This is a genomic window from Flintibacter sp. SJQ-8 (assembly GCF_054108085.1).
The window spans coordinates 62,377-82,666 of sequence record NZ_JBPJWR010000016.1; the positions used below are offsets into that span (position 1 = coordinate 62,377).

Annotated in this window: 18 protein-coding genes and 3 pseudogenes; 1 reads left to right on the forward strand and 20 read right to left on the reverse strand. The window is 62.0% G+C overall.

What is annotated here, in order from left to right; all coding sequences use genetic code 11:
- Positions 1-157 precede the first annotated feature (157 nt).
- The 11 genes and pseudogenes from ACSAMP_RS11735 to ACSAMP_RS11785 form a co-directional block, all read right to left on the reverse strand.
- On the reverse strand, positions 158-958 hold the full coding sequence (locus ACSAMP_RS11735; RefSeq protein ID WP_457800583.1) for an RnfABCDGE type electron transport complex subunit B: 801 nt from the start codon (positions 956-958) through the stop codon (positions 158-160).
- 21 nt (positions 959-979) lie between these two features.
- Positions 980-1,576 (reverse strand): electron transport complex protein RnfA, encoded by a 597-nt coding sequence (locus ACSAMP_RS11740; protein ID WP_147563880.1) that lies wholly within the window; start codon positions 1,574-1,576, stop codon positions 980-982.
- Positions 1,576-2,252 (reverse strand): annotated as a pseudogene (gene rsxE, locus ACSAMP_RS11745) (electron transport complex subunit RsxE). Before rsxE ends, ACSAMP_RS11740 begins: the two are co-directional and overlap by 1 nt.
- 16 nt (positions 2,253-2,268) lie before the next feature.
- Positions 2,269-2,802 carry an RnfABCDGE type electron transport complex subunit G gene (locus ACSAMP_RS11750; RefSeq protein ID WP_457800584.1) on the reverse strand — a complete coding sequence of 178 codons (534 nt, stop codon included), beginning with the start codon at positions 2,800-2,802 and terminating at the stop codon, positions 2,269-2,271.
- A complete protein-coding gene (locus ACSAMP_RS11755) occupies positions 2,799-3,749 on the reverse strand; it encodes an RnfABCDGE type electron transport complex subunit D (protein ID WP_457800585.1) in 951 nt (316 codons plus the stop codon). The genes ACSAMP_RS11750 and ACSAMP_RS11755 overlap by 4 nt, the downstream gene beginning before the upstream one ends.
- A complete protein-coding gene (gene rsxC / locus ACSAMP_RS11760; protein WP_457800586.1) occupies positions 3,749-5,059 on the reverse strand; it encodes an electron transport complex subunit RsxC in 1,311 nt (436 codons plus the stop codon). Before rsxC ends, ACSAMP_RS11755 begins: the two co-directional genes overlap by 1 nt.
- A gap of 647 nt (positions 5,060-5,706) precedes the next feature.
- The gene (locus ACSAMP_RS11765; protein ID WP_457800587.1) at positions 5,707-6,711 is read right to left on the reverse strand and encodes a hypothetical protein; all 1,005 of its coding nucleotides are present in this window, start codon (positions 6,709-6,711) and stop codon (positions 5,707-5,709) included.
- Positions 6,711-7,268, reverse strand: coding sequence for an RNA polymerase sigma factor (locus ACSAMP_RS11770; protein WP_457800588.1), 558 nt, complete (start codon positions 7,266-7,268; stop codon positions 6,711-6,713). Before ACSAMP_RS11770 ends, ACSAMP_RS11765 begins: the two co-directional genes overlap by 1 nt.
- Positions 7,269-7,410: 142 nt before the next feature.
- Positions 7,411-7,566 (reverse strand): hypothetical protein, encoded by a 156-nt coding sequence (locus ACSAMP_RS11775; RefSeq protein ID WP_457800589.1) that lies wholly within the window; start codon positions 7,564-7,566, stop codon positions 7,411-7,413.
- Between the two features lie 110 nt (positions 7,567-7,676).
- Positions 7,677-8,774 (reverse strand): S-layer homology domain-containing protein, encoded by a 1,098-nt coding sequence (locus ACSAMP_RS11780; protein WP_457800590.1) that lies wholly within the window; start codon positions 8,772-8,774, stop codon positions 7,677-7,679.
- Complete coding sequence (locus ACSAMP_RS11785; protein WP_457800591.1) at positions 8,771-9,442, reverse strand: redox-sensing transcriptional repressor Rex; 672 nt, start codon at positions 9,440-9,442, stop codon at positions 8,771-8,773. The genes ACSAMP_RS11780 and ACSAMP_RS11785 overlap by 4 nt, the downstream gene beginning before the upstream one ends.
- A 731-nt stretch (positions 9,443-10,173) precedes the next feature.
- On the opposite strand from ACSAMP_RS11785, the pseudogene ACSAMP_RS11790 reads away from it, so the two are divergent.
- Positions 10,174-11,209, forward strand: a pseudogene (locus ACSAMP_RS11790) (3-deoxy-7-phosphoheptulonate synthase).
- Positions 11,210-11,275: 66 nt separating this feature from the next.
- On the opposite strand, the gene sigE reads toward ACSAMP_RS11790, so the two are convergent.
- The 9 genes and pseudogenes from sigE to nth all read right to left on the reverse strand — a co-directional run bounded on the left by sigE (position 11,276) and on the right by nth (position 20,192).
- Positions 11,276-11,998, reverse strand: a complete 723-nt coding sequence (gene sigE, locus ACSAMP_RS11795) for an RNA polymerase sporulation sigma factor SigE (RefSeq protein WP_457800592.1) — start codon at positions 11,996-11,998, stop codon at positions 11,276-11,278.
- Between the two features lie 19 nt (positions 11,999-12,017).
- Complete coding sequence (locus tag ACSAMP_RS11800) at positions 12,018-12,881, reverse strand: sigma-E processing peptidase SpoIIGA (RefSeq protein WP_457800593.1); 864 nt, start codon at positions 12,879-12,881, stop codon at positions 12,018-12,020.
- A gap of 120 nt (positions 12,882-13,001) precedes the next feature.
- Positions 13,002-13,598 carry a ribonuclease M5 gene (locus ACSAMP_RS11805; protein ID WP_457800594.1) on the reverse strand — a complete coding sequence of 199 codons (597 nt, stop codon included), beginning with the start codon at positions 13,596-13,598 and terminating at the stop codon, positions 13,002-13,004.
- Positions 13,599-13,705: 107 nt separating this feature from the next.
- Positions 13,706-14,743, reverse strand: a complete 1,038-nt coding sequence (gene holA, locus ACSAMP_RS11810) for a DNA polymerase III subunit delta (protein ID WP_457800595.1) — start codon at positions 14,741-14,743, stop codon at positions 13,706-13,708.
- On the reverse strand, positions 14,698-17,091 hold the full coding sequence (locus ACSAMP_RS11815; RefSeq protein ID WP_457800596.1) for a ComEC/Rec2 family competence protein: 2,394 nt from the start codon (positions 17,089-17,091) through the stop codon (positions 14,698-14,700). Before ACSAMP_RS11815 ends, holA begins: the two co-directional genes overlap by 46 nt.
- A gap of 36 nt (positions 17,092-17,127) precedes the next feature.
- Complete coding sequence (locus ACSAMP_RS11820) at positions 17,128-18,417, reverse strand: replication-associated recombination protein A (RefSeq protein WP_457800597.1); 1,290 nt, start codon at positions 18,415-18,417, stop codon at positions 17,128-17,130.
- Positions 18,418-18,450: 33 nt separating this feature from the next.
- Complete coding sequence (locus ACSAMP_RS11825; RefSeq protein WP_457800598.1) at positions 18,451-19,137, reverse strand: YczE/YyaS/YitT family protein; 687 nt, start codon at positions 19,135-19,137, stop codon at positions 18,451-18,453.
- Positions 19,134-19,535, reverse strand: a complete 402-nt coding sequence (locus ACSAMP_RS11830; RefSeq protein WP_457800599.1) for a DUF2500 domain-containing protein — start codon at positions 19,533-19,535, stop codon at positions 19,134-19,136. Before ACSAMP_RS11830 ends, ACSAMP_RS11825 begins: the two co-directional genes overlap by 4 nt.
- A pseudogene (nth, locus tag ACSAMP_RS11835) lies at positions 19,532-20,192 on the reverse strand (endonuclease III). Before nth ends, ACSAMP_RS11830 begins: the two are co-directional and overlap by 4 nt.
- Positions 20,193-20,290: the final 98 nt, after the last annotated feature.

A 20,290-nucleotide genomic window follows, 5' to 3' on the forward strand; every position in this document is an offset into this window, starting at 1 on the left:
CTCTCCCACAGGGAGAGCCAAGTACGCACCTCTCCCCTCCTTGCCTCCCCCTTTGGGGGAGGTGGCCAGTGCGCACACTGGACGGAGAGGGTCTCTTTATCACAAAAAAATTCCGTCTGCCTTGAGCAGACGGAATTTTTTATGGAGTATTGACTTTTTACTCGTTGGCGGGCACGTGGATGACGCCCACGGGGCACTCCTTCACGCACAGCTGGCAGCCCACGCACTTGTCCTGGTCGATGTGGGCCAGGTTGTTCTCCACGGTGATGGCCTCCTTGGGGCAGGCCTTGGCGCACTTCATGCAGCCGATGCAGCCCGCAGTGCAGGCCTTGCGGGTGTCGCCGCCCTTGTCCTTGTTCTGGCACAGGACCACGGGCTTGCGCTTGTGCTCGGGAATGACGGAGATGACGGAGTTGGGGCACACCGCAGCGCACGCGCCGCAGCCCACGCACTTGGCCCGGTCCACCTTGGCGATGCCGTCCACGATGTGGATGGCGTCGAAGGGGCAGGCCTTCACGCAGTCGCCATAGCCCAGGCATCCGTACTTGCACATGCCGTCGCCGCTGTACAGGCCCTTCACGGCCTGGCAGCTGTGGATGCCCTCAAACTCGAACTGCTTGCCGGTCTTCTCACAGGTGCCGGAGCAGCCCACCACGGCCTTCATGGCCACGGAGGCGCCGGCCTCCACACCCATGATCTCGGCGATGGCGGCAGCGGCCTTGGCCCCGCCGGGGACGCACTTATTTACGGGCGCGCCCTCTTCCACCACGCACTTGGCGTAGTCGGCGCAGCCGGCGCAGCCGCAGGCGCCGCAGTTGGCGCCGGGCAGAGCGGCGGTGATCTTCTCCACCCGCTCGTCCACGGGCACATACATGAAGATAGAGGCGGCCACCAGGATCACCGCGCCTACCAGGCCGATGACGGTGACAACGATAATTGCCATTAAAATAGGACTCATACTACTAACTCCCCCTCCCTATCACACACCGAAGATGGCTTCCACAATGCCGCCGAAGCCCATGAAGGACAGAGACGTCATAGCGGCGGCCACCAGGGTAATGGGCAGGCCCTTGAAGCACTCGGGCACGATGGCCTGCTCCACCTTGCGGCGCACGCCGGAGAACAGGACCATGGCCACCAGGAAGCCGATACCGGCGCCGGCGGCACAGACGATGCTCTCGGGGAAGGAATAGCCGTTGTCCAGGTTCAGGATGGTCACGCCCAGGATGGTGCAGTTGGTGGTGATCAGGGGCAGATACACGCCCAGGGACTTATACAGGGCGGGGATGAACTTCTTCAAGAAGTTCTCCAGCAGCTGTACCAGGATGGCGATGACCAGGATGAAGACGATGGTCTGTAAATACTCCAGGCCGTTGGGAGCCAGGATGCCCATGTACAGGGGCCAGGTGGCGGCGGTGGCCATGACCATGACGAAGGTGACGGCCAGGGACATGCCCACGGCGCTGTCCAACTTCTTGGACACGCCCAGGAAAGGACAGATACCCAGGAACTTGGCAAGGACGTAGTTGTCCACCAAGATCATGGTGAAGAAAATGCTGGCGAGCTTAATGGCCATTACGCATTACCTCCTTCCGCAGCGGGGGCGCTCTTCTTGGGGCGGGTGGTCAGCCAGGTGGCGCCGGCCATCATCACGCCGAACACGAAGAAGCCGCCGGGGGCGCTGGTCATCAGAAGAAGGAGTCGATGGACTCGGGGATGACGCGGATGGCGAAGTCAGAGCCCAGAGCGGGGATCAGGCTGCCCAGGCCGGACATCCAGGTGCCGGAGCCCAGGATCTCGCGGATGCTGCCCATGATGGTCAGGGTGATGGTAAAGCCGATGCCCATGCCGATGCCGTCCAGGGCGGAGTCCACGATGCCGTGCTTAGAGGCGAACATCTCGGCGCGGCCCAGGATGATACAGTTCACCACGATCAGGGGCAGGTACACGCCCAGGGCGGTGTCCAGATCGGGCACATAGGCCTTCACCAGCATCTGCACCAGGCTGACGAAGCCGGCGATGACGGTGATGAAGCAGGGAATACGCACCTGGTCGGGGATGATCTTCCGCAGGGCGGAGATGGCCACGTTGGAGCACAGCAGCACGAAGGTGGCTGCCAGGCCCATGCCGATGCCGTTGGACGCCATGGTCGTCACGGCCAAGGTGGGACAGGTGCCCAGCACCAGGCGGAGCACCGGGTTCTCATTCAGAATACCGTTGGTAAGAATGCTCAGTTTGCTATTATTACTCATCTTGACTCACCTGCCTTTAAGGAATCTGGTTGTAGGCTTCGATGGCGGAGTTCACGGCAGTCAGCACAGCGCGGCTGGAGATGGTGGCCCCGGAGTAGGCGTCGATGTCCTGGTTCAGGACCAGCGCCTGGGCGGCGGACACGCCCTCATACCGCTCCCAATAGGAGGGGGTGGCCACCACGTTGCTGCCGATACCCTTGGTCTCGGACTGCTCGGTGACCTTGATCTGCTTGATGTTTCCGTCGGGGGTGATGGCGGTCATGACCACCACGTCGCCGCCGTAGCCCTTGGCGCTGCTGGTAATGACCACGCCCACGTCGTTGGTGGTGCGGTACACATCGCTGACGTTGGCCACGTCGATGCCCTCTACCTTTTCAAAGCCCTGGGCGTCAGGCAGCAGCTCGGTACGGGCCGCCTCCTGGGCCGCCAGGGTGGCCGCCTCGATGATGGGGGCGGTCATGCCGTTGGTGGCCGCCAGCGCGCCGGTGACCACGATGCAGATGACGCACAAAACCACGATGGGCTTAAAGATCTTGTTCCAGTTGCTCATTTCGCTGCACCCTCCTTCTTGGCCTTGGCCTTGGCAATGCCCAGCCGGTCCTGACGGGTGAGGATCTCGATGTAAGGCACCAGCAGATTCATCAGCAGGATGGCAAAGGACACGCCCTCGTTCATGGTGCCCAGGAACCGGATGGCGCAGGTAATGATGCCCAGGCCGATGCCGAACACCAGCTTGCCCTTGTTGGTGGTGGGCGAGGTGACATAGTCGGTGGCCATGAAGAAGGCGCCCAGCATCAGGCCGCCGGAGAGCAGCTGCACGATGGGGTCATGGCCGGAGACGGCGCTGAGCACCGCCACGGTGGCCAGATAGGTCACGGGGATCACAGGGCTGATGACCTTGGTGGCGATCAGATAGATGCCGCCCAGCAGCAGGGTGATGGCGCAGGTCTCGCCCAGCACGCCGCCGTGGTTGCCCAGCAGCAGGGTCACATAGTTGGCCGCGCCCAAATCGCCGCTGACGGCCAGAGGGGTGGCGGAAGCCAGGGCGTCGATGCCGTTGGCGGGGTGAGGATAGTTGGCCATGCGGCTGGCAAAGCCCATGGCCAGGGCGATGCGGGCCACGATGGCGGGGTTGGCCACGTTATAGCCCAGGCCGCCGAACAGCTGCTTGACGATGACGATGGCGATGAACGCGCCCACGATGGCCATCCACCAGGGCAGGGTGGCGGGCAGGTTAAAGGCCAGCAGCACGCCGGTGACGGCGGCGGAGAAGTCGCCCACGGGGACCTCACGGCCTGTCAGCTTGCAATAGCCCCACTCGAAGAACACACAGGCGGCCACCGAAATGACCGTGAGGATCAGGGAGTTAAAGCCGAAAATAAGGATGGAAGCGATCAGAGTGGGCAGCAGGGCGATACACACCCGCTGCATGATCTTCTGCGTGGTGTCCGGCCCGGTGATGTGGGGCGCGGCGGTAACGATGAGTTTGTTGCCCATTACTTTTTCCCTCCGTTCTTCATCATGATCTTAGCCAGGGCGATGGAGGGGGCCAGAGGCCGCTTGGCCGGGCAGACGAAGGAGCAGGTGCCGCAACTCATACACAGGTCGGCGTTGAGCTCCTTCAGCAGGTCCACGTTCCCGTCCTGATAGGCCTGGACGATCTCCTTGGCGGACAGGCCCAGGGGGCAGGCGTTGGTGCACCGGCCGCAGTGGATACAGTTGGTCTGCTTGGGCAGATGGGCCCACTTCTTGGAGAAGGCCATCACCGCGTTGGTGTTCTTCAGCACGGGCTGGGACAGGTCGGCGATACAGGCGCCCATCATGGGGCCGCCGTAGAGCACCTTGCCCGGCTCGTCGGTGAGGCCGCCGCAGAAGTCCAGCAGCTCCTGAACGGGGGTGCCGATAATGACCTCTACGTTCTTGGCCTCCTTAATAATGTCGCCCTCCACAGTCAGGCGCTTGGTGGTCAGGGGCATACCGGTCTCCAGGTACTTGCCCACAAAGGCCACGGAGGTGATGTTCATCACGATGACCCCCACGTCAGAGGGCAGACCGGGGAAGGGAACTTCCCGCCCAGTGCAGTTCTCGATGAGCACCTTCTCAGCACCCTGGGGGTAACGGCAGGCCAGGGTCTTGACCTCGATGCCCGGGGCGTCGATGGCATCCTTCATCTTGGCGATGGCCTCGGGCTTGTTGCCCTCGATGCCGATGACGCACTTGGGGATGTTCAGATACTTCATCACGGCCTTGATGCCGCTGAAGATGAAGTGGGTGTCCTCGATCATGCAGCGGTTGTCAGAGGTGATATAGGGCTCGCACTCTGCGCCGTTGATGACCAGCGTGTCGATCTCGTCCAGGTTCTTGGGGGCCAGCTTCACCGCCGTGGGGAAGCCTGCGCCGCCCAGACCCACCAGACCGCTGGCACGCACCGCGTCCTGGAAGGACTTCAGGTCCGTGACCTCAGGTGGGGCCACGGCGGGGTCGGGGGTCTGCTCCCCGTCGGGGATGATGACCACCGCGGTCTGCTTGGACCCGTTGGACCCGATGATGGTAGTGATGCCATCCACCTTGCCGGACACGCCGGAGTGGATGTCAGAGGAGACAAAGCCGCCGGCCTTGCCCACCACTGTGCCCACATAGACCTGATCTCCCTTTTTCACCGTGGGCGCGGCGGGCGCTCCGATGTGCTGGGACATGGACAGGACAATCTTGGAGGGCAGAGGCATCACTACTGTCTCCAGATTGGAAGTCCGCTTCTCATGTGGGACCGCCGCACCGTGTGCGGCTCGCTTGAGAAAATTGCTCATTCAGATTTCGACCTCCCTATGACTGCAATCGCGCTGACCGGAAGATACTTGCCTTTCGTCTGCGGTCCTCCGGTGCTCACCTGTGTGTGCTTGGGCGCTTTGGATATGCCCGGAACTGCTTTCTGGATGCGCTTCGTATCTCCGTTCGTCCGCCCTGGCATGGGAACGGGCGCACGACAAAACCCGCCGGTCCGCCCCTGCGTCTAATTTTTTGTCAAAATCCCGGACGCAGAACAAAAGACCGTCGGCTTTCTTCACAGGGTATATCATACACCTCTTTTGTGAAAAATGCAAGATTGAATTCTATTCCGCCCAACCGAAGCTCGTCCCATTTCCGGGGGATTTTTCCGGTTTTCCGGGGAGAAATTCCGGCTTTTCCCCGCTGTGCCGTCCCCACGCCCCAAAACGGCTTTCGTTTATTTTGCATGGTTTCGTGCATCCTGCGCAATTTTAGGTGGTACGCTGTTCTTCATTTCGAAACATTGTGCTTTCCTTTTCCAGAAAACGCCGAAAATGCAGCCTCCCCTCCCCCCACCCCGCCATTTTCTTTTTCATGCTGCGGCAACAGTAAATCGACGAGGGCGTTCGGTGGGAAAATGGTCAGAGGGACGGTTCTCTGATTATAAGAACCGTCCCCGTGATTATGATTATTGAATATCAATTTGCGTATTTCCGATTTGAATTGCAGCTACCTCGTCGATGTTAATAGGGATTCTCCATTGATATGAACAAGCTAGTGTAACATCATCTGCAAGAACATAGCCGCTCCCGCTGCTGCAATCGACCGTTATTCCGTTATCCAAAATAGCTGTGATCGGCTCAGGTGGATCAATCTCTCCGTTATGATAATCATACTGAAAACGGATCTCTGTGCAGGTCAATTCGATGTTTGTAATTGTAACGGACGCATCTTCTTGTTTATAAGGATCATAGACCTGCATTTCGGCATCAGGTAATTTTGCAGTTTGAGGAAATTGGCTGCGGTCAAGCGTGAATGTAAAATCCCATGTTCCCTCTGCCAGCACTTTATCTACTTTTACATTTTTGTTTCGGACAAAGTTTGTCAACCTCAAAGTTATCTCTAAAGGGCTGTTATCTTGCTCGGTATCATTGTGACCCACATATTCATGCTTGAATAGCATCAAGGCCGTTCCGTCATTGTCAAGCCCCAAATATTGAGTTCCAAACCCTCCCACGCCGGAAGCGGCTGTAAAGGGATCTGGTTCAATTTTCGAGTCAAAGTCCTCAAATCCATAATCGTACTTTTCGGATAATTCCACGCCAGACACGCGTAACAGCAAATAGAAGCAGTCGTTGCCAACTGTCGCAGAATCCACACGAACCGTGACGCCTTCTGCAGATCGACTCATACCAATGTTCTGACTCAGATGGTCAATGATTGCAGCCTGATCGTTGCTCATAGGCTGTCCGGTAAGTGCCTCCCATTGGCTGGCAAACCAGCTTTGAATATCAGAGCCATAGATGGCCGCAGCTGCAGCCACTCCCATCAAAAGGACTGCAATTATAGCTGCGATCAAGGCTGTTGGAATACGCCGAAAATGGTGAACGCCTGTGTCTCGATATGCTTTAGCATCCTGTACGGCCTCATCATTGATTCCGCCGATGGCATCAAGAATCTTCTCATTTGTCATTACAAAAACGCCTCTCTTTCTAAAATAGATTGTAGTTTCTGTCTCTGCCTATGTAATATCATTTTCACCTTGCTCTGCGAAAAGCCAAACTGCTCGGCAATCGCTGAAATTGGGTCAAGATACCAATAGCGGCAGATAAAAACTCGTCGCTCCATAAGGGGCAAACTCATTACAAAATCATTGATTATCGTTTCCAATGTTGCGGCTTCTACTTCGCGTTCTACGCTATGGTCGGACGGAACACATTCCGCCAATTCATCAAGTGCCAACACAATTTCGCTGCCGCCACGCTTATCTGCGGTACGCCCCCGCCATTTATCAATGGATACTCTGCGGGTGATTTTTCCCAAGAATGTAGAGAGAATAGACGGACGGTGCGGCGGCATATTATGCCAAGCGTCAAGGTAGGTATCATTCACGCTTTCCTCCGCGTCCTCTGCATTTGAAAGAATATGATAGGCGATGGCATAGCAGTATTTCCCGTACTTTTCCGAGGTTTCTGTGATCGCATCTTCTGAGCGCGCCCAATAGAGGTCAATAATGTGATCGTCCTCCATCTTCATTTCTCCTCTCGTTGTGATAGAGCCTCTTCACCTATCTACTCGATAAATTTTCGTTTTGGTCACAGGTTTTTTCAAAAATTTTTGATAATGCAAAAGACGCGGACCCGCAGGCCCGCGTCTTCTGCCAAGTATTTGTTTAGCAGCAGCCGTTGTTGCAGCCACAGCCATTGTTGCAGCCGTTGTTGCACCCGCAGCCGCCCCAACCGCCGCCGCAGCAGCAGCACAGGATGATGATGAGGACGATGATCCACAGACAGCCTCCGCCGCCCCAACCGTTATTGCAGCACCCCATATGAGTACCTCCCGTTATGAAAGTTTTGAGATGGCTGTTTGCCGCTCTCAATCCTATCATATGCGCCGGGGGCAAATGGGTTCTGGCCGGTCAGGCCCTCTCAGACTATCTCAGGCCATCTTTTCGGAGAATGCCCGGAGCATGGCGGCCACCTCCGCCCGGCTGGCGCTCTTCTGGGGGCTGAGAGTCAGCCTGTCGCTGGAGGAGCTGCCCATGATCCCCGTGCCCACCGCCCAGGACAGGGCCTCTCTGGCCCAGTCGCTGGCCTGGTTCAGGTCGCTGTAGCCAGACAGGTCGGCCCGCTGGTCGGTCTGCTTGCCCAGATAGTTCCCCGCAAAGCTGTACAGCAGCACCGCCACCTGCTGGCGGGTCACCTGCTGCTCCGGGGCAAAGGTGTCCGGGCTGGTGCCCGCGGTGATCTTCTGGGCCGCCGCCCACTTCACATAGGGGGCGTACCAGGCCGAGTCGGCCACATCCCGGAAGGACACGTCGGCGCTCTGCAGCTGCCCCGAGGGGGAGCCGCCCATGCGGTAGAGCACCGTCATCAGCATGGCCCGGTTCATGGCCCCGTTGGGGCTGAAATGGTGGTCGTCCATGCCGGAGAACAGGTTTTTCTCATACACATACCGCACCGGCTCATAGTACCAGTCGGCGCTGCTCACGTCGTAAAACGGGGTGGCGGCGGTGCCGCCCTTGGTGGAGGTATAGCTGCCCTGCACCCCCATGCTGGCCCCGCCGGACAGAACGGTGAACTGGGCGGAGGTGTCCTCCCCCACCAGATAGCGGTGGTTCGTTTTCAGCGTCTGGCCGGAGGCCACCTCTCCCCCGGCGGTGACGTCCACCACCGCCCCGGCGTGCGTCACCCGCACGGTGCCCTCCAGCAGCAGGACCCCGCTGCCCGTGGGCAGGGTGACGGCGTCCCCCTCCCCCCAGCTCTTGGGGGCCAGGGTGGCGCTCTCCTCCTGCTTGCTCCCGCCGGAGGTGTTCTTCCCCGCCAAAGAATCTAACGTGGCCTTGGCGCTGTCATAGGTTTGCTGCAGCTTGTTATAGGCCGCCGTTGTCCCCTTCTCCACGGCGGAGGGGATGAACGTATTGTTCAGATAGCTCAAGCTCACCAGCCCGTCCGGGGAGGTGAGGGCCCAGGCCCCGCAGGCCATGGCCGCCAGCACCCCGGCGGCGCACAGCAACCGGATCATTCGTTTTTTCATTGGGGCTCCTCCTCCGGCGGTTCGTTCTCCTTCTCCGACTGGGAGATCATATAGCTCAGGGCCAGCAGACTATCGGAGAAGTGGACCGACTCCACCACCACGCCGCTGTCCTGGGGGATGTTCAGTTCGTAATTGGTGAAGTTCCAAAGGCCCTTCACCCCGGCGGCGGCCAGCCGGTCCCCCGCCTCCTGGGCGGCGGCCATGGGCACGGTGAGCAGGCCCACGTGGACCTGGTGCCCGGCCAGAAATTCCTCCAGCCGGTCCATGTGATACACGGGCACCCCCGCGATCTGGGTCCCCACCACCTTGGGGTCTACGTCAAAGGCGGCCAGCAGCTGAAAGCCGTTGCTGGAAAACTTAAAGTTTTTGATGAGGGCACGGCCCAAGTTGCCCGCCCCCAGCACCACAAGGGTGTGGCCCTGGTTGATGCCTAAGATCTCCCCGATCTTCCCCTTCAGGCTGTCCACTTTATAGCCATAGCCCTGCTGGCCGAAGCCGCCGAAGCAGAACAGGTCCTGGCGGATCTGAGAGGCCGTCAGGCCCATGGACTTACCCAAGGCGCTGGAGGAGATGCGCACCACCCCCGCCTCCTGCAATTCCGACAGCTGGCGGTAGTACCGGGGCAGACGGCGGATCACCGCCGTGGAAACTTTCGTATTTCGTTTCATGGCTCTGTCACTCACGCACCTTAAAACAGCGAGATTTTATGTTCAGTTTACTCTATCTCCCCGCCGGTGTCAAACCTTTTCCCGATAAACTCGTCCCGGCAGATGCAGCAGACCGTCCGCCGTGCTATGGGGCAGCGTGTCAATAAACCCGTTTCTGTCATTCCGAGGAGCGCAGCACCCGCAAGGGGTACGCCCCCCTCGTTCCCTTGGCTCCCCCTGTGGGGGAGCTGGCACGGCGTGAGCCGTGACTGAGAGGGCAGCCTCCCTTGTCAAAGGCCGATTCCCCTTATCAAGGGGAAATGTCCCGAAGGGACAAAAGGGATAGGGCTAGGTGGCACGGCGAAGCACCCGCAAGGGGTACGCCGCATCCGTAAGGCAGCAGAGCTGCCAACGGCTGCGCAGCCCGTGACGGAAGGATTCCGACCCTCGGAAAGCTATCCTAAAACCGGAATCCCTCAGTCAGCTTCGCTGACAGCCCCCTTTCACAAGGGGGCCAAGGGACGGGGGGTTACGGATTGCCACGTCGGGCTTTGCCCTCCTCGCAATGACAGGCTTTTTTGACACTCTCACCATGGGGATGGATGCGCCCCGCTCTGCCGGCACTGCACCCGGCACGGGCTGTTTCGACAGACTTTGTGAAAAAACGGCCCATCCGGTCAATCTTTCCCTTGTGTTACCGGGGAAAACGCAGTAAAATAAAAAGACTATTGATTCGTTAGGAGTATTCAGATATGCGGCAAAACGCCAGGTTCATTCGCAAACTGCCCATCCCCATGGAGATCAAAAAGGAGTTTCCCCTGTCTGAACGGGTCTCCGCCACGCGCCTGGCCCGGGTGGAGGAGATGCGCGCCATTCTGGACGGCCGGGACAGACGGCTGATGCTGATCATCGGCCCCTGCTCCGCCGACCGTGAGGACAGTGTGATGGACTACGTCCACCGCCTGGTCCCCGTGCAGGAGCAGGTGAAGGACAAACTCCTCATCGTCCCCCGGGTCTACACCAACAAGCCCCGCACCAACGGCGCCGGCTATAAGGGGATGCTCCACCAGCCCGACCCCAGCAAAAAGCCGGACATGCTGGCTGGCATTATCGCCATCCGCCGTCTCCATACCCGGGTGGTGGAGGAGACCGGTTTCGCCTGTGCCGACGAGATGCTCTACCCCGAGGACCACCGCTACCTGTCCGACATCCTGGGCTATGTGGCCGTGGGTGCCCGCTCGGTGGAGAACCAGCAGCACCGCCTGGTGGCCAGCGGACTGGACGTCCCCGTGGGCATGAAGAACCCCACCGGCGGCGACCTGAGCGTGATGATGAACTCCATCTATGCCGCCATGGGCGACCACATGTTTCTCTATCGCGGCTGGGAGGTGGAGACCTATGGCAACCCCTACGCCCATGCCATCCTGCGCGGCTGCGTAAACGAGCGGGGGGAGAGCCGTCCACAACTACCACTACGAGGACCTGGTCCAGCTGTACAAGCTGTATACGGATCGAGCCATCAAAAACCCCGCCTGCATCGTGGACTGCAACCACGCCAACTCCGGCAAGCAGTATCTGGAGCAGACCCGCATCGCCAAGGAAGTGATGCACTCCAAGCGGTACTCCGCCGACATCAACGCCCTGGTCAAGGGCCTGATGATCGAGAGCTATATCCAGGACGGCAGCCAGAAGATCACCGAGTGCACCTACGGCAAGAGTATCACCGACGCCTGTCTCGGCTGGGAAAAGACCCGGCAGCTGATCTTTGATCTGGCCGAGCTGCTGTAAGTCTCTCCCCCAAAATCTCACACAAAGCACAGGAAGCAGGAGCCGCCCGGCCCCTGCTTCCTCTTTTCACATCATTCTGACCAGTTCTTTTTTCAGCCGGGCTATAATTCGTTTTTCCAGGCGGGAGATATAGGACTGGGAGATCCCCAGCCGGTCGGCCACCTCTTTCTGGGTGCGCTCCCGGCGGCCATCCAGACCGAAGCGCATGGTGATGATCCGCCGCTCTCTGGGGGACAGGCGGGACATGGCCTGGCGGAGCAGCTGCCGGTCCACATCCGCCTCGATGGGCTTCATAACTAAATCCCCCTCGGTGCCCAGCACGTCAGACAGCAGCAGCTCGTTCCCGTCCCAGTCGGTGTTCAGCGGCTCGTCAAAGGACAGCTCCGTCTTCTGGTTGGCCGTCTTGCGCAGGTGCATCAAAATCTCGTTTTCAATGCATCGGCTGGCGTAGGTGGCCAGCTTGATGCTCTTGGCGGGTTGATAGGTCCCCACCGCCTTGATGAGGCCGATGGTGCCGATGGAGATGAGGTCCTCGATGTTGATGCCCGTGTTCTCAAACCGCCGGGCGATGTAGGCCACCAGGCGCAGATTGTGCTCGATGAGCAGATTCCGGGCCTGGTCGTCCCCCTGCTTCAGGCGGGCGATGAGGGCCCCTTCCTCCTCCCGGCTCAGGGGGGCTGGCAGGGTGTCGCTGCCCCCGATATACATGATCTTTCCCGGCTGCGCCAACCCCAGCCGGGCCAGCAGCGCCGCCAGCCGCTCTCTCAGCCCCCGTAGGAACCTGTTCATCCTCCATCCGTCCTTTCCATCATAAAGGGGCGATCAGCGCCCCATAGCCGCCCCCGTCCGACACCGGCGTGGGGGACAATGCCACCAGCAGCGGCCCCCTGTCCTCCCCCGCCAGCTGGATCTGGTCCACCCGCACCGCCAACAGCAGGCCACGGCTCACCCCCACCGCCCGATAGGGCAGCAGAGAGAACCGCCCCCGCCACGCGCCCCGGCCCAGCCGCACCAGGCCGGAGGTGGGGTCCTCCAGGTCATCCCGCTCCGGGCGGCACTCTTTGGGGAACAGAGCCGTCAGCCTGTCCCCCTCCGCCACCATCACCGGGCGGCCCGATGCCGGGTCGGTGAGGGTGTTCCCCGTGTCTACCAGGGCCACCAGCTCCGCCGTCCGCTCCCCTATGGTCAGCCGCACCGGCAGCAGCTCCCCGGAGGCGGCGGTGTGCCGCCCCACCCGGCTGAACACCATGGTCAGCGCCCCATAGCACCCCGCCGCCGACAGCAGCACCAGCTTCAGGTCCAAGGGGGAGTAAATGACCCCGCTGCGCCCCAGAGCCAGACCCTGGCCGCCCATCAGCCCCACCGCCAGCACACCCCCGGCAAAGGCGCAGGACAATGCCAGAAAGATGACCCCCTGGCGGACCAGACGGCGGCTGCCCCCATAGGCCGCCAGCAGCATCAGCACCGCCGCCGCCCCCCGGCACAGAGGATGGCGGAGAAAGGCCAGCCCCGGCAGGAAAATGGCCACCGCGTACCCCCCGCCCAACAGGGCGCCCAGCAGAAAGCGCAGCCGGGCCAGCGGCTCCCCCGCCAGCCGGGCCGCCGCCAGCAGCAGCAGATAGTCCACCATGGCGTTGAGCAGAAACAGGGTGTCCACATAGATCACCGTCATACCTGTCCCCCCTGTCGTGCCCTCTATTATACCGGCCAGGCCGGGAGAAAGCGGTCGCAATGGGGCATAGAAAAGGCCGCCTGCATTTTTAGCAGACGGCCTTTTTTCAAAATCAGACTTTTACGAAAGCCCCAGCAGCTCTCTTGCCTCCTCTCGGCTGTAACAGCCGTTTAAGACGTTCAGCAGGGCGTTGGCGCTCATGTGTTCGGGCAGCTCCAGCCGCTTCAGCAGCGCCAGACGGCGGGCGGCGCTGTCCGGTCTGCCGGTGAGCCCGGCGGAAAACAGGTCGGCCTTGGTCAGGGCGGGGGCGGTCTTTGCGTCCTGTCCGGGGGCTTCATCTAAAACGGTGGCCCCGGCCCGGCGGAGCACCTGCTCCAGTACGGCGGGGGTCATGCCCTCCACCCCCAGCTTGCCCTCTTTCCCCTGCTGGCGCTTGCGGCGTTCCTTGCCGTAGACGTCGGGGATGTAGGCGTGCTTCACCTGGCTCTGGGGCACCGCCCCCCGGATGCGGTTGCGGATGACAAAGCCCGCCCCGTCTGAATCGGTGAGGACGATGAGGCCCCGGCGCTGGGCCGCACGGCGCAGCAGGGCCATCTGCTCCGGGTCCTTGAAGATGTGAAAGCCCCCTGTCTCTAAGATCAGGGTGTCCACCACCTGGGACAGGGTGTTTTTGTCATAGCGGCCCTCCACCACAATGGCCTCTTTGATGCGCAGCATAGGTACTCTCCCATTCTAATTCTAATTTCGTGACCGTAGGGGCCGCTGTCCCCAGCGGCCCATTTTACGGTCTGGTTTCGGGCCGATGAGGACATCGGCCCCTACGGTCAGGTGGGGTTGGCCAGTTCCAGCATCAGGCCGGTGAGCAGCTCTTTTCCGTCCTGGCCGGAGGACTTCATGGCCAGGTCGATCTGGCCGCAGCGCACCACCGCCCGGCGGCACCACTTCAGGCTGAACCGCTTGGCGCTGCGCATCAGCTTCTCCGAGGGATAGGGCTTGATGCCCCACAGCTGGGCGACGTAGGCCGGTCCCCTGCCCTGCTCCAGGGCCAGGCGGGCGGAGTACAGCTGCCGCATCTGCCGCCCCACCGACCACATGATCTTGATGGGCGGCTCCTGCATTTGATATAGCTCCCCCAACACGGACATGGCCTGGTCGAACTTCCCCTCGCCGATGGCGTCGGTCATGCGGAAGACCACCGCGTCCAGCTGGGGGGTGGCCACCGCCTGGATGTCCCCCATGGTGATGTGCTTCTGCCGGGCGTATGCCCCCACTTTCTCGATCTCCCCGATGAGGTTGGTCATCAGGTCGCCGCACAGAAAGATCATGTCCAGGGCCAGGCGGGAGTCGATGTCCTTGCCCAGCGCCCGGAACCGGCGGCGCACCCAGTCCACCAAGTCCCCCTGATCCTGGCGGACGAAGTTGGCCACCGTGCCATGCTCTTTGATGGCGGCGGCCAGCTTGGTCCGGGCGTCCCCCTTATAGTCGATGAGATCATAGACAAAGACCACGCACACATAGTCGGGCAGCTGAGAAAACAGCTTGATATAGCCCTCCCGGTCCTTCTCCCCGCACTTGAACAGGTCGAAGTCGGTCACCTGGACCATGGTCCGCTCCCCCATCATGGGCAGGCAGTCGATGGCCTCCTCCAGGGCGTGGGGGGACATGTCCTTTGGTTCGATCTGGTGGAAGTTGAAGGTCCCCATGCCCCCGGTGAGCAGCTGCTCCCGCAGGCGGCCCAGGTAATAGTCCCGGAGATAGGTCTCCTCCCCGTGGAGGATATACAGCTGCCCCGGGCGCTGGTCCGCCAGGTCCTTTTTCAGTTTTTGATATCCGGCGGTGTCCGGCTTCTTCTTGGGCGGCATGGCTGCCCCTCCTCGCTTTTTGGTTTAGTCTGCCCCGCTGCGGACGGTGACCGTCCCCTGTAGGTCGGTGCGGTAGATGTTGGTCCCGGCCAGGGCCAGCCGCTCCAGTGTCTCCTGGGCGGGGTGGCCATAGCGGTTGTTTTTGCCCACGGAGATGATGGCCGTCTCCGGCTGTATTCATCCAGCAGGGGCTGGGTGGTGGAGGTGGCCGAGCCGTGGTGTCCCGCCACCAGCACCTCGATCTTGGGCAGCTGAGTGTGGGCGAGCAGCCGCGCCTCCCCCTGGCCGCTCATGTCCCCGGGGACGAGCGCATCAAAATCCCCGGCGGAGGCCAGCACGCACAGCCCCAGTTCGTTGGTCTCCCCCGCCGACTGCAAAGGTGGGAAGACGGTCAAACTTTGGCCGCCGGGGAAGTCCAGCCGGGTGTCCGAGTGAACGAACCGGACCTCCACGCCCCGCTCTGCCGCCAGAGTTAGTATCTCCTCCCGCAGGGGGTCGCCCTCCTCCACGTCGGGCAGGAGGAGCAGATCCACCTCCACCCGGCGCAGCAGCTCGGGCACACCGTTGGCGTGGTCGCTGTGGTAGTGAGAGACCACCAGCGCGTCCAGCTTGTCCCCGCCCCGGGTCTGGAGATAGTCCGCCGCCGTGTCCCCCGCGTCCTGTACTCCGTCGCCGCCGCAGTCCACCAGCACCAGGCGGCTGTCCAGCCGGAGGAGGACGCTCTGCCCCTGACCCACATCCAGCACCGCTGCCGTCAGCCCACCGGACTGAAAGCTCAAGGCGGTGAACCAGAAGCAGGCGGTCAGCGCCGTCACGGCTGCGCAGCCGGGGATGATCCACCCCTTCTGTCCCCGCACCAGGGCCGCCAGGGCCAGCAGCAGGCACAGATAGACGACCCACGCCTTGTAATAGAAGGAATTCAGGGGCAGCGCGGCCAGCGGCATCCGCCCCAGGCTCTGCACCACCCAGTTCAGATAGTGCCCCAACAGTGTAAAGGGAAAAGCCAGCACAGCCGCCGGTCCAGGCAGCACGCAGGCCACCAGGCCCACGCACAGGCCGCCCAGAAATAGTCCCGCCACCGCCCACAGGGTGAGCAGGTTGGACAGGGGCGACACCAACGACACCAGGCCGAAGTGCAGGGCCGCCAGGGGCACCGTCAGCACCGACGCGCCCAGGGTGGCCGACAGGGTGGCCACCAAAAACCGGGGCACGGCCAGGGCCAGCCGGACCACCAGGCTCTTTCTGGGCCGGTCCAGGTGAAAGAAATCGATCATGGCATCCTGCACCCGGTCCGACACCAGCAGAATACCCGCCACCGCCCCGAAGGACAGCTGCAAGCCCACGTGGGCGGCGGAGAAGGGGTTCCACAGCAGCAGCACCGCCAGGGCGAAGGCCAGGGCCGTGAAGCTGTCCCGCTCCCGGCCCAGCAGCGGGGCGATCTGGAGCAGGGCCAGCATCATCGCCGCCCGGCTCACCGAGGGGGTCCCTCCGGCCACACCCCAGAACAGCACAGCCAGGATCAACGTACACACGGCCCCGCTCCGCTTGCCCCGGCCCAAAAGCAGGGTCACCGCCCCTGCCAGAAAGGCCAGGTGCATCCCGGACACCGCCACCGTGTGAGACAGTCCCGTGCGCTGGAGGGAGCTGGTGAAGGTATCGCTGAGATTTTCCCGCCCGCCGGTGACGATGCCCTGGACCACCGGGGCCACGTCCGCCGGAAAGGCCCGGTCAATGCCCCCTTTCAGCGTTCGGGACAGATAGGCGGGCCAGTACTGCCAGGAGGGCTCCGCCCCCGGCTCCACTTCCAGCTTGCCGTATAGATCCGCCTGGAGAAAGATGCCCTTGGCGGTATAGTAGGTGATGTCCTCCCCCGTGCGGGTGTGGGTGGCGGCGGTGCAGTGGGCCACCCCTGTCACCCGGTCCCCCGGACGCAAACTAGCCCCCTGGTCATCGGTGAACAGCAGGGCGGACAGGGCTTTTTCGCCCTCCTCCCCGCCCTCCACGGGGACCTGCCAGCGGCCATGGTCCCGGCTGACGGGCCACTCCCGGACCACGGCCTCGAACCGCACCGTCCGCCCGTCCAGGGCCTGGACCGGGGTCAGAACGACTTGGCGATAGCCCACTGTGTACAGCAGGCCCAACGCCGCGCCGCCGCAGATGAGAGCCGCCCGAAGGAAGTTCCGGCGGCGTTTTGCCTCTGTTTTCGCCGTACACCGGCGCAGGAGGGCGCACAGGGTCATACCCGCCAGGGCGGCCAGGCCCATGGGGAGCCAGCTGCCCTCCGGCAGGACCAGGGTGCTGAACACAGCGGCGGCAAAGGCAAAGGCCGCCGTGGCCAGAATACGCACAGGCTCCCTCCTCTCTCGCCGGGTCATACCAGGAATTTACGGTTTTGTCTGATCCAGGTCTTTAGGCTTTTTGATCTCCTCCCAATACCGCCGGGCCGCTTGCTCCGTCTTGTTGGGGCCAAAGTGGTAATACTGGGTCCCCGCCAGCTCGTCGGGCAGGTATTGCTGCTGCACCCAGTGGTTGGGGAAGTCGTGGGGATAGAGATAGCCCTGCTCCCGCTCCATCCCGGAGGAGTCGGCGTGGACATTCTGCAAGTGCCGGGGGATGTCCCCGGTCTTGCCGTGGCGGATGTCCGCCATGGCGGCGGCCAGACCCTCGTACACCGAGTTGGACTTGGGGGCGGTGGCCAGCAGCACCGCCGCCTGGGCCAGGGGCAGCCGTGCCTCGGGCAGACCCAACTGCAACGCGTTGTCCACGCAGGCTTTCACAATGGGCACCGCCATGGGATAGGCCATGCCAACGTCCTCGCTGGCCGAGCACAGCAGCCGCCGGATGGCGGTGAGCATATCTCCCGCCTCCAGCAGCCGGGCCAGATAGTGCAATGCCGCGTCCGGGTCAGAGCCCCGCAGGGACTTCATCAGGGCGGAGGCGATGTCGAAATGGGCGTCTCCCTCCCGGTCATAGCGCATGGCCGACTTCTGGGCCACCGTCTCCGCGTCGCTCAGAGTGACAAGGAGTTTTCCTTGCTGGCGCTTGGCGGCACTGAGCAGAAGCTCCACCGCGTTCATGGCCTTTCGGATGTCGCCGCCGCAGGCCTGGGCGATGTATTCCTTCACCCCCGGCTCGCACTGGGCCTGGGCCCCCAGGCGCTGCTCCATAATGGAAAAGCCCCGCTCCACGGCGGGCAGGGCGTCCTGGGCGGTGATCTGCTTGAACTCGAACACCGTGGCCCGGGACAGCACCGCTCCGAACACGGCGAAGAAGGGGTTCTCCGTGGTGGAGGCGATGAGGGTGATGCGCCCGTCCTCCATGAACTCCAGCAGGGACTGCTGCTGCTTTTTGTTGAAATACTGGATCTCGTCCAGATAGAGCAGCACCCCCTCCGGGGCCAGCAGGGTGCCCACCTGGCCCATGATCTCCTTGATGTCAGAGATGGCGGCGGTGGTGGCGTTCAGCCGGTGGAGGGGCCGCCGGGTGCGCTGGGCGATGATGTTGGCCACGGTGGTCTTCCCCGTGCCCGAGGGGCCATAGAAGATCAGGTTGGGCACGTCGCCCCCCTCGATGATGCGGCGGAGCAGGCCGTCTTTGCCCAAAATGTGCCCCTGTCCCACCACGTCGTCCAGGGAGCTGGGGCGGATCTCATCCGCCAGAGGGCGGTATGCCATTTGCGTACTTCCTTTCTGAAAAAGCGGCGGTTTTTAAGCCATCCCCGCCGCGCGGCACATTTTTTCCTTAAAAAAGTGGTTCACCAGGGAAATGGCCCGGCCCACGAACAGCATGGCCAGCACCGTGCCCAGGCCCACCGCCGTGATCTTGCCCAGCGTCGCCAGGCTGAGGATCACCGTGAGGACCACGCACACCAGGTCGAAGCAGTTCTTGGCAAAGCCCTGGTCCCGGCCAATGAGATCGGCGATGGCCTGGACGATGCCGTCCCCGGGGTTGGGCACCAGGCGCATGTTCACCGTCATGGCCACGCCGATGCCGGTGACGATGATGGCCAGGGCCAGACAGACCAGGTTAGAGGGCAGGCCGTGCTTGGCCGGGTCATAGGTGATGAAGCGGTCATACAGATTCAACACCCGGCTGAACACCAGACTCAGGGGCAGCTGCAGCAGGTCATACCACTGCCGGTGCTTGCCCCGGATGATGAGCTGGGCGATCACGAAGATGGTATACAGCACGAAAGTGGCGTCCCCCAGGTTCACGCCCCAGATCTGGGTGCTGCAATAAGCCAGGGACAGAATGGGGGACACCCCCAGCCCCGTCTTGGTGTTCAGGGTCAGTCCCAGGGCCAGCACCAGCATCCCCAGCACATAGATGGCCCAGCGGCTCATCGTCTGTTTCTTTGTTCTCGTCTCTGTTCTCTCAGTCAATGTAAAGTTCAAGTCCTTTCCGCCTTTTCCCGTTCAAAGCCCAGGTATCTTGTCCCCTGGAAGGTCAGCTTGCCCCGGTCCCCTTCGGCCAAAAGGCCGTATTCCTGGCCGCTGACGGAGAACTCCATCCGGTCCCCGCTGTCCACCTGGAAGGTCACATAATAGGTGGTGCTGCTGCTGGTGTGGCACATGTCGGTCCCGTTGTGGCCGCCGTGGTGAAAGGTGGACACCTCAGTGCGGCGGCTCACCAGCTCGGCCTCCACCGTCAGCCGGGGAGACTGATTGTTCCGGTGCCATTGGGCCGTGCCCCGCACCGCCATGACGATGAACGAACCGATGACCACGATCACGAGGACGATGGCAAACGTGTTCTCAAAGGAGCTGAAACCAAAGCCGGGGTCCATCATCATGGAGTCTCCTCCTCTCCGTTTTTCATGAAGTAGTCGCACCAGGGCCGCAGGGTGCAGCTCTGGCACTGGGGCCGCCGGGCGATGCACACCGCCCGGCCATGGAGGACCATCCGGTGGCAGAAGTTGTTGGACTCCTCCGGGGGCAGCACCCGGCGCAGCTGCTGCTCCACCTTCCCCGGGTCCTTGGACCCGTCGGTGAGGCCCAGCAGCCCGGTAATGCGGATGCAGTGGGTGTCCGCCACCACCACCCCGGGCACGTGATACACGTCGCCCAGGATCAGGTTAGCCGTTTTCCGCCCCACCCCGGGCAGCTTTAACAGCTCCTCCATGGTGTCGGGCACCCGGCCCCCATACGTCCCGCAGCAGCATCTGGGCCGACAGGACGATGTCCCGGGCCTTGGCCCGGAAGAAGCCGGTGGAGTGGACCAAGCCCTCCACCTCCGCCACGTCCGCCTGGGCCAGGGCCTCCAGGGTGGGGAACCGGGCGTACAGGGCGGGAGTGACCTTATTCACCCGCTCGTCGGTACACTGGGCGGCCAGGCGCACGGCAAACAGCAGTTCATAATCCTTTTCATATTGCAGGGAACACAGGCTGTCTGGATAGAGGACCTTCAGCTCCTCCACAATGGCCCGCACCTGCTCCGGCGTTTTCCTCACGATGGCAGCGACTCCTTCTCATTTTTCGTTAAAATAAATCATACCATATCCGCCGCCGTTTTTCGAGCCTTTTTTCAAGCCGGGCAGAAATAATCATA

Bases quoted from the DNA above. Each gene is read 5' to 3' on its own strand.
- holA (WP_457800595.1), bottom strand. From the start codon at position 14,743: ATGCCGCCCAAGAAGAAGCCGGACACCGCCGGATATCAAAAACTGAAA.
- ACSAMP_RS11755 (WP_457800585.1), bottom strand. From the start codon at position 3,749: ATGGGCAACAAACTCATCGTTACCGCCGCGCCCCACATCACCGGGCCG.
- ACSAMP_RS11800 (WP_457800593.1), bottom strand. From the start codon at position 12,881: ATGACGGTGATCTATGTGGACACCCTGTTTCTGCTCAACGCCATGGTG.
- ACSAMP_RS11735 (WP_457800583.1), bottom strand. From the start codon at position 958: ATGAGTCCTATTTTAATGGCAATTATCGTTGTCACCGTCATCGGCCTG.
- rsxC (WP_457800586.1), bottom strand. From the start codon at position 5,059: ATGAGCAATTTTCTCAAGCGAGCCGCACACGGTGCGGCGGTCCCACAT.
- ACSAMP_RS11770 (WP_457800588.1), bottom strand. From the start codon at position 7,268: ATGGAGGACGATCACATTATTGACCTCTATTGGGCGCGCTCAGAAGAT.
- ACSAMP_RS11805 (WP_457800594.1), bottom strand. From the start codon at position 13,598: ATGCTGCGCATCAAAGAGGCCATTGTGGTGGAGGGCCGCTATGACAAA.
- ACSAMP_RS11775 (WP_457800589.1), bottom strand. From the start codon at position 7,566: ATGGGGTGCTGCAATAACGGTTGGGGCGGCGGAGGCTGTCTGTGGATC.
- ACSAMP_RS11780 (WP_457800590.1), bottom strand. From the start codon at position 8,774: ATGAAAAAACGAATGATCCGGTTGCTGTGCGCCGCCGGGGTGCTGGCG.
- ACSAMP_RS11820 (WP_457800597.1), bottom strand. From the start codon at position 18,417: ATGGCATACCGCCCTCTGGCGGATGAGATCCGCCCCAGCTCCCTGGAC.
- ACSAMP_RS11785 (WP_457800591.1), bottom strand. From the start codon at position 9,442: ATGAAACGAAATACGAAAGTTTCCACGGCGGTGATCCGCCGTCTGCCC.
- ACSAMP_RS11765 (WP_457800587.1), bottom strand. From the start codon at position 6,711: ATGACAAATGAGAAGATTCTTGATGCCATCGGCGGAATCAATGATGAG.
- ACSAMP_RS11750 (WP_457800584.1), bottom strand. From the start codon at position 2,802: ATGAGCAACTGGAACAAGATCTTTAAGCCCATCGTGGTTTTGTGCGTC.
- ACSAMP_RS11740 (WP_147563880.1), bottom strand. From the start codon at position 1,576: ATGGCCATTAAGCTCGCCAGCATTTTCTTCACCATGATCTTGGTGGAC.
- ACSAMP_RS11830 (WP_457800599.1), bottom strand. From the start codon at position 19,535: ATGATGATGGACCCCGGCTTTGGTTTCAGCTCCTTTGAGAACACGTTT.
- sigE (WP_457800592.1), bottom strand. From the start codon at position 11,998: ATGAACAGGTTCCTACGGGGGCTGAGAGAGCGGCTGGCGGCGCTGCTG.